Source organism: Lysobacter antibioticus (assembly GCF_000731095.1).
Classification (GTDB): Bacteria; Pseudomonadota; Gammaproteobacteria; order Xanthomonadales; family Xanthomonadaceae; genus Lysobacter; species Lysobacter antibioticus_B.
The window spans coordinates 77,823-93,571 of sequence record NZ_JMTZ01000022.1; the positions used below are offsets into that span (position 1 = coordinate 77,823).

A 15,749-nucleotide genomic window follows, 5' to 3' on the forward strand; every position below is an offset into this window, starting at 1 on the left:
CAACACAATCACACTTGTGCGGAGGGCGCGAAATCGACTGCGGAATGTGCTCCGTGCGCAAAACAACACAACACGATGTTTATCGGAGAATCCAGCCCCCCTTCATCGGCTGTAAAATGAACCATCGCCCCAGCAGGAACGAGACACTGCATGGACCGCACTACGCCCCCTGTTCCGCAGCGCCTGCGCGACATGCTCAAGGACTATCCGGACCTGATAGAAGCACTCGCCAGCACGCTTAAAGCCGCGACGACCAATTCCCGTGGCAATCCGCCGTTCGAAATGGCGCTCTGGGCACTGGAGGACATGCTCAGCCGGTTTATCAGCGACGCCCGTGATGAGCTTGAGGCGGCCGAAGCCAGTGGCGATGCGCAGGCCATCCAGCGTGCCGGCGCGAAACTGAACCTGATGTTCCGCGCCCGCTCGCCCAGCATTGGCTTGGGCGATCTCGACGAGCTGAGGGCGCATTTCGATAGCGCGCAGAAATCACCGAAAACCTCGGCAAGCTGACTTACCCAGTCCCCTGCATCAATGGGCCCGCTCCAATCCAGTGCTTGCCACGGACCCGAGGTAGAGCCATGACCAAGACGACAATCGAGCAGGACTGGCTGGAGTGCCTCGATTTATGCGCTGCTTCCGGCCGCATGGAGGAGTACCTCCGTAATCTTCGCCTGCCCAAATACGCTCCGTCGGAAGCGATCCAGGCCGGAAGAAAATTCGCGAGCACGCATAGAGACGGTTATAGCGTCCTCATCGAACGTCTTGCCCAAGGCAACGATCACGAAAAGCTCTGCGCATTCGAGTGTCTTGAATACATGTGCTGTGACTTCGATATCGGCTCAGTTCCGCAGGAACTCTTCGATATCTCCGAGCCGCTTCCCCCATCATCTTTGAGGAACTGGCAGGCGACGGCAATGCCGAGGGATTCTCAGGCGCCACTATCGGAGATTGGTTTCGTTATATGTTCCAGAAGCCCCTTCTTTGATGGCAGCATCGCTGATCAAGAGGAAGCAATCTGATCTGCGCAGAAGTGAACTTGACCCCATTTGCACTGGTCGGATTACGGCCGTTGGTCTCGGCGACCGCTATAAGAAGACTCAAATCTACGATTCTGCCGACTGCTACACACTAGAAGACGAGTATCAGGGCTATGAAGAAGACAATAACGAGCCTTAAGCAAGCCCGCCCATCACAGCAAAGCGCGCCAGACTCATTTCACAGAAAGACCAGCCGCCCGTCCCTTAATACCATCGGCTTATTTTATTTGTTACCGCCACTCTCTGTAGGGAACACCCGTGTTTATCACATGATTTGCAAGGCGCTTACTAGAGAGGAACTGAGCCAGAACCGACATGGATAAATTCTGATGCTCTGACGGCCCGAGACAAACCCTTTCAAAGATCGGGTTGACCTCCGGAAAAGCTAATTCAATAGAAGGAACCAACATAGATGCGCCCTCGCGGTAGAAAATTGCGCTATCTGTGTGCCTGCAAAAATAATCAGATATAAGTCGCCACTCTTGCTCTTCCGAGAATGCTGGATTCTTTATGATGCAAAGCGCCCGCAGGAAGTCTCGGCGATACTTTTCCAAGAAGTGAAAATATTTCTGCGAAGAATGATCGCAAGAAACATCAACCTCCCCCGTGGTCAAGTTTTTTCGAAACGTTTCGATGATCTTTTCGATGAGGCTCTGCGCCAACTCCTCGTGCTCATGTGCCTGGTAAATGCACTTAGCAAGAACGCAATTAGAACCATCTGCGAGTAGTTTGATGATCTCGGGAGAAAATCCCAAGCTCACACCCTTTCCATGAGGCGTGTAACTTCGCCACTGACTTAACAAGCTCTCTTGCTCTGAGAGCGAGAAGACAAAAATATTGTAGTGATTCTGCTTGAAGCTTTCGATCCACAAGCGAAGCTGACGTAAGAATTCCACTTCAATGACATCACTAGACTGATCAATGAGCAAACAAATCCGGCCCCTCAGAACCTCGCATGCGTGCAGCACTTCACGAGAGTCATTAAGGTAGTACACGTTACTAGCCCACACGCACTTCGTTCTAGCCATACCTAGGAGAGAGCCGACACCCGTGTAGTGGAAGAGTACGCGCGGAGCTTGGTGATAGTAGAAATCATTAATCGATCGCATCAGCCCCACCTGCTCCAAGTTTTATTTCAACCAGTCAAGATGCTGCCACCGCCCAAGTCTCGTAGTTTCACGAGCATCAGATCATTGCAGTAGAGGCCTCAAGCACGTGTCAGATGCCCTTTGGAAAGAAGTAATTGCCCATTTCATAATGGCTAGACATCTGACAGCAACTGTGGCCATGTCCTTATGACTGCATTCATTTCGTTTACGTGAAATTGGAGTGCCAGCGGCCACTCAGCTTCGCAGAAGCCCAGTCAGATCAATCTTTATGAAATACGGGTGGCGGAGAGAGTGGGATTCGAACCCACGGAAGGTTTAACCCTTCGGCGGTTTTCAAGACCGCTGCCTTAAACCACTCGGCCATCTCTCCGTTGAGGTCTTGCGGCGACGGTCCTTCGATCCGTCGCGGGCGGTTCCTTGCGAACCGCCCTGGGCGCCCGGTCTTGTACCGGGCGCTGGGCATTCTCTCATGTCTGCGGGAGGGCGGTTCCTTGCGAACCGCCCTGGGCGCCCGGTCTTGTACCGGGCGCGGGGCATTCTCTCATGTCTGCGGGGCGGAAATCTCCAGCGTGCAGGCCCTTCCCTGGCTCGCCCCTCCCGGGATACGGAACTGGTCAGCCTCCAGGTCGCCATGGGCAAGCCCGTAGACTCGATCGAGGCGCATTTCTCCCGGTTTAGACGGTCCTCGGGGCCCCAGCCGCCATGAAGCACGGAGTCCAACAGGTTCATGAGCGCTGGCTGCCCTAGCCAGCCGCATCGTCGCTACCCCATTCTTGGTCCTCCGACCCTCTCAACTGGGGGTGTGAGGCTAGCGGACGCCAGGCTAATCGCATCTCAGCCACCTGACCTCATCTTCTTCGCTGCCCCTAGCCGGTCCTCCCGAAAGAGTGGAAGCCTCATCGAAAGCTTGGGTAATCCCGCCGGAGTCGCTCCTCAACCTCAATAGCCAGCGGATGCGGCACGGCGGGCTCCAACTCGCTGATGAGCGCCCACGGCTGGTCGATAAGCGGGTGCCCAGTCTCGATATACGGCAGCCCGCGCCTCCGACGAAGCGACTGCACGGCCAATAGTTCGCCTGGATACACGCAGTCGAATGACTTCTCGAATTCATAAGTCATCTTGTTCGTGCCTTCGCGGCTACGACTGATATGGAAGTCGGCAGCCCGCTGCATAGCGCTGCGAAAGGCATCGGCATTCTCCGTACGCCAAGTATCCAGAAGTCCTCGGTATTCCGGTATCAATGGAACGTACCGCCCAAAGCTTGTGTCGAGGCCGAAGGCTTCTGCCAATAGAGAAATCAGAAATGCATCGTTCGTACCCCTGCGCCATCCGTCCTTCTGGGAAGGATTGACCCGGAGGTCTTTTTCGCCCACATCGACCAGCAGTCGGGCGCAAACCTCTGCAAGATCCCAATCTCCTAACATCACCGCGCTTGCCGCTTTCATGCTGCTCCAGAAAGCCAGGACCGGTTGATGCGAATGGGGCAGCGACAAGCTGGCTTCGGCCCGGAAATCCAGCGCCCTGAAGAAAACCGCCCGAGACATTGCCTGCGACAAGACCTGTTTGTCGTCGATCGCCGCCTTCGTGCAACACTGCATCGAATAGACGTGGGAAATTCTGTAAAGCGCGCTGATCGCCCCGCGAGGCGGCCCTGGCTTCTCAAGCTCGACCTTCAACGCGTTCAGCAGCTCATCGAGCAAGTTCCGCTTGACCATGTTGGTCTGCCACCAGAGCTCCGCGTCCTTGAAGACCTTTCCAAGAGACGGGTGCCAGCCAGGCATCGGCGGATTCTTTACGGATTTAGTTGCCATCAAATGGTCCTAGGGCCGCCGCGGCTCGGATCGTCCGGCCCGCGTTGTTGTGCTTCTTGCTGGGCAAGAGCTTGCTGTTGATTGATCTGCTCGACTTGCACGAAATTCTTCTCGGCGGGCTCCTGAATGGCTTGCTGAGCGCTTACCCGGTTCTCGAAATGCGGCCCTCGATCGCCATGCGGCGAGTAGACCGCGAACACCGTAACTTCGCCAGTAGCAGGGGCCGTTACGATAGCGACGCTATCGACGTGTTTCGCAACAGGGTCGGCAACATGCGCGCGTAGGAGCGCGGCAGAAATGCTAGTACTTTGCTGCTCGTCCCACCGCCCATCTGCGGCAATCGCCTTGTATATCTCCTGAAAATCAGCACTGGCCCTCAAATGATCGAAGCCGGGCGACAGCTCGGCGCGCTTGTCGGGTCTGACCCACGGATCGGAAACATGACTGTCAATGCGCAGCTTATGCGAGCCCGGTTCGTTGCTTATATTGATGCGGACCCATGACGCTTCTGCGTTGAAAAGCTTCGTCTCGGGGTCGAAGGCTTCCGCCATGATTTTATCCGCGATATCGGGTAGACCATGAATCGTCCGATGCTCGGCCCATTGCCCTCGCCCATCTATGGCTCTTTGCAGTCTTACCCTGATGAATTCGCCCGGGTCGTCGATGTTCTGCGCGCTTGCCTTACCCTGGACGGACGTCTTTACCTCAAAGAACTCAAGTCTATCGGTATCCGGATGCCGCCCAACGATGTCGATGCCCTGCCCGGATTTGTTCTTGATCGACACGATATCGGTGTAGCCGAGCTCCACCATCTTGTGCGTCTGTATGGCTTCGCCGATGTCGCCAATATGCTTCCGGCTGAGCGTAGTGAGATCGACGCCCTTGAGGCTGTGGTCCAACGCCTCCTGAAACTTGATCTTCCCCTCGAAAACCGTCTTGTCGAGCTTGGCGACCTCGCCCAGCTCCCTCGGGGTGAGTTGGCCGCTGCGCAGCAGCCCCTCGACGTTATCGGTCTGGTGCGCGGCCCGTATCAGCTGCTCGAGGTTGCCCTGATCCCGTGCCCGCTCGACCAGGCCCTCGATCATTCCGCTGGCACCGCGGCCGGCCATGCCGCCTTGCTTCAGGTCACGATTGGCCTCGGCGAGCGTCTCGCCCAGTTCCCTGACCTGCTCCCCTGTGCGCGCGATCCTGCCGGCGTCCTCAGTCAGCGTACGAGCGCCCTTGCCTAGTTCGTCGGCCTTGCCGAGCACCTGGATGTCGTGCGGGACGACGCGCACCACCTCGCCGAGCTTCGTCAGCTCGACCGCATGCTCGGGTACTACCGCGTCGATCGCATGGACCGCCTTGCCGAACTTGCCCAGCTTGGTGACCGGAACGAAGCTGGCGACGAGTTCGACACCGATGACGCCGGCGGCACCCCCAAGGTACTCCGCCTCCTTGCCGCGGGCCTGGGCTTCCTTGAGGCCTTTGTCCCACTTCTCCATCGCATCGGAGGCGGCGCGCTGCGCGTCCGTTTTCGGCTTGCTCGGGTCGTCGATGACATCGGCCGCGTACATCGTGGCCATGCCGACGACCATCTTCCGATAGCTCGGGTCGCTCACCATGCGATCCGCCATCCGGGCCAGATCGACGAAATCCCCAAGCGTGTCCGCCGTATGCGTTATCGCCCCGCGAGCGAAGCCCGTTTGTGCCTGCGTGCCGGTCAGAACGTACGAAGCGGCATTGGCCGCGGCCTGCTCCGTCGCCGATCTCTGCGGGTCGTTGGCGATGCCTTTGAGGCGCTGTTGGCCGTTGGCGAGCAGGTCGCTGAGGGCTTGGTCGGCCTCTTTGAATCGCTTGGCGGCCTCATCGCGCACGGCCGCGGTGGCCTCGGCGAGCCGTTCTCCCTGCCTTTCCACGAAGGTGTCGGTGATGTTGGCCGCGTCGAGGGCTTCGGCGAACCTCCGCTTCTCGGCGGGTGTGTCGAGTTTCTTCTCGATCGCGTCGAGAAAGCTGTCCCGGTTCGCTCTCAGCGCCGGGCTGCGTTGCAAGTCGTTGACTAGCGCTGCGGCATCTACACCACCGACCCGTTGATTCCTTAGTACTAAACGCTGCGCCTCGAAGTCGAGCGGGTTCGGGCGGCCTTCGGCGTCTGTTGCAGCCAGCAGCGCAGCGATATCGCGGGTGTCCACCCGTTGGGAAGTAGCCATTGAATATCCTTATTCAGTTGACGTGATACGGAGAACAGCTTATCCGCCGAGACGATCCAAAGCATCAAGGCGGTCCATCCGATGAACGTCATGAGCATGGTTTCCGTGCCATCGGGCCGTCTACATATGTGCTCTCAGCCTGAAGTGCGTGAACAACTCGGCAGGCAGACTGACAGCGCAACTTTCAGTTACGCAAAAGCGCTAATGGTCGAAATCGAACGGCACCTGGATGATTGGTTCGCCTGTTTGCAGCCAGCATGGCCATTGCATGGTTCAAGACTGCTGCCTTGAACCGGTCGGCCATCTCTCCACTAACGTCTTACTGCGACGGTCTTTGGAATCCGTCGCGGGCGGTTCCTTGCGAACCGCCTTGCGCGCCCGGTCTTGCGCCGGGCGCGTGGCACTCATTCACCCCGCCGGGGCGGAAATCTTCACCGACTTGTCGTGCTTCTTGTCGTGACGGGCGATGCCGTCGGGGCACGGGATGCCCTTGATGTCGCTGCACTGCAGGCGCGCGGACTCGACCAGGGACGGGGCCTTTTCGGCCAGGAAGTCGATGAACACGCGCACCGCCGGCAGCAGGCCGCGGCGCGAGGCGAACACAGCATGGAAGATGCCCTGCGGCAGGCGCCAGTTCGGCAGCACCACTTCCAGGTCGCCGCGGCGCACGGCTTCGGCGCAGACGGTCTCGGGCAGCAGGGTGATGCCGACGCCCTGCTCGGCCAGCGCCATCAGCATCGGGAAGTCGAAGCCCATCACCCGCGGCTTGAGTTCGACCCGGCGCACTTCGCCGTCGGGGCCGTGCAGTTCCCAGCGCTGGCGTGCGTCGTCTTCGCTGATGCTCAGGGTGACGTGGTCGGACAGTTCGTCGGGGTTGCTCGGGCGGCCCATGCGGGTCAGGTACTTCGGGCTGGCGACCAGCAGTTCCTGGATCTGGCCGAAGCTGCGCATCACCAGGCTGCCGTCGTCGTCGAGCTTGGAACGCACGCGCAGGGCCACGTCGACGCCTTCGTTGATGATGTCGACGCGGCGGTTGCTGACGTTCAACTGCACCCGCACCTGCGGGTATTTGGCGAGGAATTCGGGCAGCAGCTTGGGGATCTGCTGCTGGGCCAGGCCGACCGGCACGCTGACCCGGATCACGCCACGCGGCTCGGCGCTGAGGCGATCGACGACTTCGCGGGCGGCCTGGGCCTCGGCCAGCATCGATTGCGCATGGCGGTAGACGCTGTTGCCGACTTCGGTGACGGCGAAGCGGCGGGTGGAACGCTGCAGCAGGCGCACGCCCAGGTCGGTCTCGAGCTGACTGATGCGGCGGCTGAGGCGCGACTTCGGAATGCCCAGCGCGCGTTCGGCGGCGGCGAAGCCGGCGTGGTCGACGACCATCGCGAAGTAATACAGGTCGTTCAAATCGTGCATGACGATAGTTCCAATATTAGAACAATAAGTGACATTGAAGCATCTTTATCCCACCAAAGCAACGATACAGACTTTGCTCCAACGCGGCGACGCCCGCTTTACCGGCTCCGACCGAGCCACCGAGGTCCACCATGAAGCTGTTGCATATCGATTCGAGCGCCCTGGGCGCCAATTCCGTGACCCGTGAGCTTAGCGCGGCGGTGGCGGCGCGTTGGCAGGACGAGGTGCCGGGCCTGACGATCGACTACCGCGACCTGGATGCCGACCCGATCCCGCATCTTACCGGCCGTTCGCTGGCCAAGGCCGATCCGGCCGAAGCCGAGGAGTCAGAGCGCATCCTGCAACAATTCCTGGCGGCCGACGTGATTGTCCTTGGCGCTCCGATGTACAACTTCGGCATTCCTTCGACCCTGAAGGCCTGGGTCGACCGCATCGCGGTCGCCGGCAAGACCTTCCGCTACACCGAGAAGGGTCCGGAGGGTCTGGCGACCGGCAAGCGCGCGATCGTGGTCAGCGGCCGCGGCGGTTTCCACACCGATGCGCCGAGCGATTTCCAAGAGGCCTACCTGCGTCACGTACTCGCATTCATCGGCGTGACGAATGTCGAGTTCGTGCGAGCGGAAGGTGTGGCCTACTCACCTCAGCATCGTGCCGACGCGCTCGCTGCGGCGCACGCATCGATTCCATTGCCGTTGCGTCGGGCCGCGTAAGTCTTCGCGATCGAGTCTGCCCCGCCCAACCGTGTAGCTCCAAGTCCGACGCTTCCTCCCCCCGCGTCGGAATTAGCCGGGTCCTGACAGGCCCGGCTTTTTTCTTGCGCGATCGAAACGCAAGCAGCCCGGAAAGATCAGGGCGCGGCGGGAGTGGTGACGACGTCGCCGCGTGCCCGCACAACTAACCACCGACTCAAACAATGACTGACGCCCAACGCGACCAGCCCGCCGACCGGCATGGCGATGAACATCATCAGCCACGGCAGCCCCTGGAAGTCGCCGGTGAGGTAGGACGGGACGTACATGGTCAGCCAGAGTGCGCCGAACCCCACCGCGCTGCCGACGATCACGCCGACCGCGGCGCGCCCGGCCACACCCCAGCCCGACAGCGGCGCGGGGCGTTTGCGGTTGCGGCCGATCAACATCGCGTACTGCAGGACGAAGAAGCCGACGAAGGCCGGGCCGACCATCGTCGCGACGGTCAGGTAGTAGTCGAGTGCTTCCGTGTCGAGGGTCATGCGCTTGCCTTCCATGCGGCGCGATGGCCGGTCAGCTGAGGACTTCGACGCCGCCCATGTAGCGGCGCAGCGCCTCGGGCACGGTGATCGAGCCGTCGGCGTTCTGGTAGTTCTCCATCACCGCGATCATGGCGCGGCCGACGGCGACGCCGGAGCCGTTGAGGGTGTGGGCGAGTTCGGGCTTGCCGGTGGCCGGGTTGCGCCAGCGCGCCTGCATGCGGCGGGCCTGGAAGGCCTCGCAGTTCGAGCAGGAGGAAATCTCGCGGTAGGTGTTCTGGCTCGGCAGCCAGACTTCCAGGTCGTAGGTCTTGGTCGCGGCGAAACCCATGTCGCCGGTGCACAGCAGCATGCGCTTGTACGGCAGGCCGAGGGTTTCCAGCACGACTTCGGCGCAGCGGGTCATGCGCTCGTGTTCCTCGTAGCTTTCGTCCGGGCGCACGATGCTGACCAGTTCGACCTTCTCAAACTGGTGCTGGCGGATCATGCCGCGGGTGTCGCGGCCGTGGCTGCCGGCTTCGGCGCGGAAACACATCGAGTGCGCGGTCATGCGCAGCGGCATCGCCGCGTCTTCGACGATTTCGTCGCGGACGATGTTGGTCAGCGGCACTTCCGAGGTCGGGATGAGATAGCGCTTGCTCGCCGCCTCGCCCTCGCCGACCACGGTCGCGAACAGGTCGTCCTCGAACTTCGGCAACTGGCCGGTGCCGCGCATCGAGTCGGCGTTGACCAACAGGGGCACACTGGTTTCCTGGTAGCCGTGCTGCTCGGTGTGCAGGTCGATCATGAACTGGGCCAGGGCGCGGTGCAGACGCGCCAGGCCACCGCGCAGCACGGTGAAGCGGGCGCCGGACAGCTTGGCCGCGGTGTCGCCGTCGAGCCAGCCGTTGCGGGCACCGAGTTCGACGTGATCCTTGACCTCGAAGTCGAACGTACGCGGGGTGCCCCAACGATGGGTCTCGACGTTGTCGGTCTCGTCCTTGCCGGCCGGCACGGTGGCGTGCGGCAGGTTCGGGATGCCGAGCGCGATCGCTTCGATTTCGGCCTTGATCGTTTCCAGACGCGCTTCGCTGGCCTTGAGCTCGTCGCCGAACGCGGCGACCTCGGCCATCAACGGAGCGACGTCCTCGCCCTTGGCCTTGGCCTGGCCGATCGCCTTGGAGCGCGTGTTGCGCAGGTTCTGCAGCTCCTGGGTGCGCACCTGAATCTGCTTGCGCTCGCTTTCCAGCGATTCCAGCACGGCCGGGTCGAGGGCGTAGCCGCGCGTTTCGCGCAGGCGTGCGGCGAGTTCGGCGGGCTGTTGGCGCAGCAGGGTCGGATCGAGCATGGCGTAGCCGGTCGCAGTGGCAAGAAGAACCGCAGATTATCGCGTCACTCGGCGGTTTTCGCGAACCTTGCGCTTGCCGGAGACGGCGGATCGGCGCCGGATCGAGGACGCAATAGGGGGCGATCGGGGTCCGCGGAGGACGCTTTCGGGCATTTCGTTGCAGAATGCGGCCCAACGCATATTCGGACCGCCCATGTCGACCACGCCCCCCGCTCCGTCGCGCCGCTCCTTCGATTTCGCCGCCTGGCGCCCTTCGGGCAAGGCCTGGCTGTTGGTGTTGGGGGCCTTCGCCGTCGGCCTGGGGCTGTTCGCATGGGTGTGGTCGAGCAACCGCAATAACAGCGACGACTTCTACCGTGCCGACGGCGCGCTGCCGGCCGGCACCACGCCGCAGTACGCGCCCTTGCCGGCGCCGGCCGGGGCCGGCGGCGACGGTGTCGCCCCGTCTGCACAGCAAGCGCCGCAGGCCGCGGCGCCCGGCCAGGACGAAGAGCGCGCCGAGTTGGTCGAAAACCCGAACCCGCCGGCACCGCCGCAAACCATGCCGAGTGCGCCGCCGGCCGCGCCTGCCGCTTCCACCGCCGCGCAGACGCCGGCCACGCCGCTGCCCGGCAACCGCCCGCCGCAGTACCCGGCGCAGGCCCTGCGCCGCGGCGAAGGCGGCACGGTGCGGATCCGGGTGACGGTCGACGAACAGGGTTCGTCGGGCGATGTGCAGATCGTCGAAGGCAGCGGCTCGCGTTTGCTCGATCGCGCGGCGGTGTCCGCCGTGCGCCAGTGGCGCTTCCGCCCGGCGATGCGCAACGGCCGTCCGGTCGCCGATGCGGTGATCGTGCCGATCACCTTCAACGCTAACCAGTGATCGGCGTCTTGTAATCCGTGGCCTGCCTGTCGCTCGCCTGAATCTTCTTTACCTTCCGTTCACCGCTGGCTAACGACCGCGCTTGGAAGCTCGGCGCTCGGTCGCGCCCCCGGGACCGCAGAAAGGAGGCCAAAAATGAGCGTTGCATCACATCCATTGGACCCGAATAGCCACGATTTCGAGGCCACGCCGGCCCCCGAGGCCGATGCGATCGAAGTCGCACCGAGTTCCACCGGTCTGTGGTTGCTGCTGCTCCTGCTCGGTGCCACTTTCATGGGCTGGTACTACTACGGCAAGCGTCCGCCGGCGCCGCCGCCGGCCCCGGCGATGCCGCTGGTGATCGTCCCGCCGATCGAGCGCAACGCAGTCGCCGAAGCGACGCCCAGCATCGCGCGCAAGACCGCCGTTACAGCGGCCGCCGCCGAAACCTCGGCGAAACCGGTGACCGAAGCTACGGCGAAGATCGACCCGCCGCGTTCGACCGAGGCATTGCCCTTGGCCGCCGACAATGCCGCACCGCGCTACCCGGCCGGCGCCTTGCGCCGCGGCGAAGGCGGCACCGTGGTCCTGCGCGTCAACGTCGGCGCCGACGGCCTGCCCGAAGAAGTCGAGGTCGCGCGCCACAGCGGTTCGCGCGAACTCGACCGCGCCGCCCTGGTCGCGGTGCGCGATTGGCGCTTCCGCCCGGCGACCCGCGACGGCCGCGAAGTGGCCTCGGTGGTGGAGCAGCCGGTGGAGTTCAAGCCGCGTCAATGAACGTTCTGGCCGCAGGCCTAGATAGGCGGCCATGATGGCGAGAGCAGGCAATCGCGACACTCTCAATGAACATCGCGGCGGTAAGCCGAGATAAGCGGCCATGATGGCGAAAGCCGGCCATTACGCTATCGGTTGACTCTCAAGCATCGCCCACACACAAGAACGGCGGCCCAAGGCCGCCGTTTTAGTTGCCGATCAGTTCGTCTCGGCGCCCTACTCGGCCGGGCCGACCCGCATGCCCGCCTTCGCCGCCAAGGCCTCGAAGCCCGGGAACGAAGTCGCGACGTTGGCGACGTCGCCGATGCGCACTTCGCCGCTCGCCAGTTGCGCCGCGATGGCGAAGCTCATGGCGATGCGGTGATCGCCGTGGCTGTCGACTTCGCCGCCGTGCAAGGTGCCGCCTTCGATGATCGCGCCGTCCGGCGTCTCGACGATGTTCGCGCCGAGCGCGCGCAGGCCGGTGGCCATGGTCGCGATGCGGTCGGATTCCTTGACCCGCAGCTCGGCGGCGCCGCGGATCGTGGTGCGGCCCTTGGCGGTGGCCGCGGCGATGAACAAAGCCGGGAACTCGTCGATCATGTCCGGCACCAGCGCTTCCGGCACATCGACGCCGTGCAGCGGCGCATAGCGCACCCGCAGGTCGGCGACCGGTTCGCCGCCTTCGGCGCGCGGGTTTTCCTCGACGATGTCGGCGCCCATCAAGCGCAACGCCGCCAACAGGCCGGTGCGGCGCGGGTTCATGCCGACCGCTTCCAGGCGCAGTTCCGAACCCGGCACCACGCTCGCGGCGACCAGGAAGAACGCGGCCGAGGAGAAGTCGGCCGGCACGGCGATGCCGGTCGCGCGCAGCACGTGGCCGCCGCTCAGGCGCGCATACCCGGGCGAGAATTCGATCGGCCAGCCGAACGCGGCGAGCATGCGTTCGGTGTAGTCGCGGGTCGGGTGCGGTTCGTGCACCACGGTGTCGCCGTAGGCGTACAGGCCGGCCAACAATAGCGCCGACTTCACCTGCGCGCTGGCCACCGGCAAGGTGTATTCGATGCCCTGCAGCGAACGGCCGCCGCGGATGCGCAGCGGCGGCAGGCCGCCGTCTTCGGTGTCGATCTGCGCGCCCATCGCCGCAAGCGGCTCGGTGACGCGGCGCATCGGCCGCTTCGACAACGAGGCATCGCCGATCAGCACGCTGTCGAAGTCCTGCCCGGCCAGCACGCCGGCGAGCAGGCGCATGCCGGTGCCGGCGTTGCCGCAGTCCAGCGCTTCGGCGACGCCGCGCAGGCCGTGCATGCCGACGCCGTGGACGATGCGTTCGCTCGCGCTCGGCGTCTCGATGCGCACGCCCAGGCGCTCGAACACGCGCGCGGTGGCGCGGGTGTCCTCGCCTTCCAGAAAACCGGTGACGCGGGTGACGCCTTCGGCCAGCGCGCCGAGCATGACCGCCCGGTGCGAAACCGACTTGTCGCCCGGCACGCGCAGCGAACCGCGCAGGGGCGAACCCGATCCGGCCGTCCAGGCCGCTTGTTCTTCGATGAGCGCACTCATGTCAGCACTTGGTCCAATGCCGCCAGCAGGCGGCGGTTTTCGTCGGGCGAGCCGACACTGATCCGCAGGCAATCGGCGAGCCCGTAGCCGGCCATCGGCCGCAGGATCACGCCGCGCTCGACCAGGGCCGCTTCGATCTGCGCGGTGCGCGGACCGAACTCGACCAGGACGAAATTCGTCTGCGAGGGGAAGACGCGCAGGCCGCGCTGCTGCAAGGCCGCCGCCAGCGCGGCGCGCTGCTCGGCGTTGCGCGCGCAGGCCCAGTCCAGGTGCGCCTCGTCGGCGAGCGCCGCGACGCACGCGGCCAGGGCCGGGCCGTTGACGTTGAAGCTTTCGCGCAGCCGGTCCATGACCTGGACCAGGCCGGGCTGGGCGAGCAGATAACCGACCCGCAAGCCGGCCAGGCCATAGGCCTTGCTGAAGGTGCGGGTGATGGCGAGGTTGGGATAACGGCCGAGCAAAGACAGCGCGCTGGCATAGTCCGGCGCGTCGGCCATTTCGGCGTAGGCCTCGTCCATCACCACCAGCACGTCGGACGGCACGCGATCGAGGAAACCGATCATCGCCTCACGGCCAAACCAGGTGCCAGTGGGGTTGTTCGGATTGGCCACGTAGACCAGGCGCGTGGCCGGGCCGATCGCGGCCGCGATCGCATCGAGGTCGTGGCCGCAGGGCATCGCCGCGTCGCGCGGCAAAGCCTCGACGATGCGCATCGTCGCGCCGGCGGCCTGGGTCGCGAGCGCGAACACGGCGAAACCGTAACGCGAGAACACCACCTCGTCGCCGGGGCCGGCGAACACCTGCGCCAGTTGCATCAGCAATTCGTGCGAGCCGTTGCCGAGCTGGATCTGGGCGACGTCGACGCCGTGCTTCGCGGCCAGCGCGCGCTTGAGATCGGCGCCGAGCGGGTCGGGATAACGATGCAGCGCGTGCAGCGCATCGAGGATCGCCGCGCGCGCCTGCGGCGACGGGCCGTAGGGGTTTTCGTTGGAGCCCAGCTCGGCGAGGTTGGCCTCGCCGAAACGGCGCCGCAGCGCGACCAGGTCGTGCCCCGGGTCGTAGGCCTTCAGGCGCTGGATGCCGGCCTGCGCGCGCGCGGCGAACCAGGCTTCGTCATAGGCCGGTGTGTCCCTGCCTTCGCGACTGGCAGGCTCTTGCGCTTGCGTGGCCGGCGCGCTCATGCGATCGCCACCGGGTAGGAACCGAGCACCTTCACTTCGTGCGCCAGCTCTTCCAGTTCTTCCAGCGCTTCGCGCATCGCCGGCTCCTGCACGTGCCCGCCGATGTCGACGAAGAAGGCGTACTGCCAACGGCCGGTGTGGCCCGGACGCGACTCGATGCGGTTCATGCTCAGGCCGCGCTTGGCGAACGGCGACAGCACGTTATAGAGCGCGCCCGGCTGGTCCTTGATGAAGATCAGCAGCGAGGTACGGTCGTTGCCCGAAGGCGTGAACAGCTCGCGGCCGATCACCAAAAAGCGCGTGGTGTTGTCGGGCCGGTCTTCGATCGGCCCGGCCACCGTGCGCAGCCCGTACACGCTGCCGGCGCTGGCGCCGGCGATCGCAGCGGCGTCGTCGGCATTGCGCGCCCTGCGCGCAGCTTCGGCGTTGCTCGACACCGCGATCTTCTCGGCTTTCGGCAGGTACTCGCGCAACCAGGCCTTGCACTGGGCGAACGACTGCGGGTGCGAATAGACGCGCTCGATGTCCTCGATGCGGCCGCTGCGCGAGAGCAGATGCTGATGCACGCGCAGCTCGACTTCGCCGCTGATCTTGAGCTTGGAGGTCAGGAACATGTCGAGGGTCGACTGGATCGTGCCCTGGGTCGAGTTCTCGACCGGGACCACGCCGAAATCGGCGCTGCCGGCTTCGACTTCCTGGAACACTTCCTCGATGCTCGCCAGCGGCAGGCCGTGGATCGAATGGCCGAAGTGCTTGTACACCGCCTGCTGCGAATGCGTGCCTTCCGGGCCGAGGAAGCCGATCTTGAGCGGCTCCTGCTGGGCCAGGCAGGCCGACATGATTTCGCGGAACAGGCGCACCAGCACTTCGTCGTTGAGCGGACCGTCGTTGCGGTCGACCACCCGGCGCAGCACCTGGGCCTCGCGCTCGGGGCGGTAGTAATCGACCGCGGCGGCGAGCTTGCCCTTGGCCTTGCCGACCTGGTTGGCGAACTGCGCGCGCTCGCCGATCAGTTCTTGGATGTGCCGGTCGATGCCGTCGATGCGCTCGCGCAGCAGCGCCAGATCGGGACTGACCACGGCCGGTTCCGACCCGGCTTTCGCCTTGCCGGCGGGCTTCTTTTCGGTCGCGCCCTTGGCGGCGGCCGGTTTCTGCTTGCCGGGCTTGGCCGGCGGCTTGCTGTCTGCTTGCTTGGTCTTGCGTGACTTGTCGGTCATTGTCGTCTCGTCGCTACCGAAGGTGTTGCGATGCCGTCCCTGCTGGAACACGAAGCCTTCGGATCGCACGGCCC

The 15,749-nt window shown here is 63.9% G+C and carries 14 protein-coding genes and 1 tRNA gene; 5 read left to right on the top strand and 10 right to left on the bottom strand.

What is annotated here, in order from left to right; all coding sequences use genetic code 11:
• Positions 1 to 150: 150 nt before the first annotated feature.
• Positions 151 to 510 carry a hypothetical protein gene (locus tag EX88_RS0109190; RefSeq protein ID WP_235186225.1) on the top strand — a complete coding sequence of 120 codons (360 nt, stop codon included), beginning with the start codon at positions 151 to 153 and terminating at the stop codon, positions 508 to 510.
• A gap of 68 nt (positions 511 to 578) precedes the next feature.
• Positions 579 to 1,019, top strand: a complete 441-nt coding sequence (locus EX88_RS25860; protein WP_031371708.1) for a hypothetical protein — start codon at positions 579 to 581, stop codon at positions 1,017 to 1,019.
• 248 nt (positions 1,020 to 1,267) lie between these two features.
• Here the strand turns inward: EX88_RS25860 and EX88_RS25175 are convergent, their stop codons facing one another.
• From EX88_RS25175 to EX88_RS0109215, 5 genes are all read right to left on the bottom strand, one after another.
• Complete coding sequence (locus EX88_RS25175; protein WP_161786095.1) at positions 1,268 to 1,966, bottom strand: DUF2971 domain-containing protein; 699 nt, start codon at positions 1,964 to 1,966, stop codon at positions 1,268 to 1,270.
• A 460-nt stretch (positions 1,967 to 2,426) separates the two neighbouring features.
• Positions 2,427 to 2,516 (bottom strand) — tRNA-Ser (locus EX88_RS0109200).
• Between the two features lie 526 nt (positions 2,517 to 3,042).
• Positions 3,043 to 3,957 carry a hypothetical protein gene (locus tag EX88_RS0109205; protein WP_152566183.1) on the bottom strand — a complete coding sequence of 305 codons (915 nt, stop codon included), beginning with the start codon at positions 3,955 to 3,957 and terminating at the stop codon, positions 3,043 to 3,045.
• Entirely contained in the window at positions 3,957 to 6,146 is a 2,190-nt protein-coding gene (locus tag EX88_RS0109210; protein ID WP_031371710.1) for a hypothetical protein, read from the bottom strand. The genes EX88_RS0109205 and EX88_RS0109210 overlap by 1 nt, the downstream gene beginning before the upstream one ends.
• A 408-nt stretch (positions 6,147 to 6,554) precedes the next feature.
• A complete protein-coding gene (locus EX88_RS0109215) occupies positions 6,555 to 7,580 on the bottom strand; it encodes a LysR family transcriptional regulator (RefSeq protein WP_152566184.1) in 1,026 nt (341 codons plus the stop codon).
• Positions 7,581 to 7,696: 116 nt separating this feature from the next.
• Between EX88_RS0109215 and EX88_RS0109220 the strand changes: the two genes are divergently transcribed.
• Positions 7,697 to 8,275 carry an FMN-dependent NADH-azoreductase gene (locus EX88_RS0109220; RefSeq protein WP_031371712.1) on the top strand — a complete coding sequence of 193 codons (579 nt, stop codon included), beginning with the start codon at positions 7,697 to 7,699 and terminating at the stop codon, positions 8,273 to 8,275.
• 137 nt (positions 8,276 to 8,412) lie between these two features.
• Here EX88_RS0109220 and EX88_RS0109225 read toward each other — a convergent pair whose 3' ends face one another.
• Both EX88_RS0109225 and serS read right to left on the bottom strand, forming a co-directional pair.
• Entirely contained in the window at positions 8,413 to 8,796 is a 384-nt protein-coding gene (locus EX88_RS0109225; RefSeq protein ID WP_152566185.1) for a hypothetical protein, read from the bottom strand.
• A 31-nt stretch (positions 8,797 to 8,827) separates the two neighbouring features.
• A complete protein-coding gene (serS, locus tag EX88_RS0109230; RefSeq protein WP_031371714.1) occupies positions 8,828 to 10,120 on the bottom strand; it encodes a serine--tRNA ligase in 1,293 nt (430 codons plus the stop codon).
• A 193-nt stretch (positions 10,121 to 10,313) separates the two neighbouring features.
• On the opposite strand from serS, the gene EX88_RS0109235 reads away from it, so the two are divergent.
• Both EX88_RS0109235 and EX88_RS24450 read left to right on the top strand, forming a co-directional pair.
• Positions 10,314 to 10,982 carry an energy transducer TonB gene (locus EX88_RS0109235; protein WP_051884811.1) on the top strand — a complete coding sequence of 223 codons (669 nt, stop codon included), beginning with the start codon at positions 10,314 to 10,316 and terminating at the stop codon, positions 10,980 to 10,982.
• Positions 10,983 to 11,117: 135 nt separating this feature from the next.
• Positions 11,118 to 11,738: an energy transducer TonB gene (locus tag EX88_RS24450; protein WP_081930790.1), complete on the top strand. Its 621-nt coding sequence runs from the start codon at positions 11,118 to 11,120 to the stop codon at positions 11,736 to 11,738.
• A gap of 213 nt (positions 11,739 to 11,951) precedes the next feature.
• Here EX88_RS24450 and aroA read toward each other — a convergent pair whose 3' ends face one another.
• Genes aroA through pheA form a run of 3 tightly spaced genes read right to left on the bottom strand, consistent with a single transcriptional unit; the run spans position 11,952 to position 15,675 of the window.
• Entirely contained in the window at positions 11,952 to 13,277 is a 1,326-nt protein-coding gene (gene aroA, locus EX88_RS0109250) for a 3-phosphoshikimate 1-carboxyvinyltransferase (protein WP_031371717.1), read from the bottom strand.
• Positions 13,274 to 14,458, bottom strand: coding sequence for a histidinol-phosphate transaminase (gene hisC, locus EX88_RS0109255; protein ID WP_081930792.1), 1,185 nt, complete (start codon positions 14,456 to 14,458; stop codon positions 13,274 to 13,276). Before hisC ends, aroA begins: the two co-directional genes overlap by 4 nt.
• Positions 14,455 to 15,675 carry a prephenate dehydratase gene (pheA, locus tag EX88_RS0109260; protein ID WP_031371719.1) on the bottom strand — a complete coding sequence of 407 codons (1,221 nt, stop codon included), beginning with the start codon at positions 15,673 to 15,675 and terminating at the stop codon, positions 14,455 to 14,457. Before pheA ends, hisC begins: the two co-directional genes overlap by 4 nt.
• Positions 15,676 to 15,749: the final 74 nt, after the last annotated feature.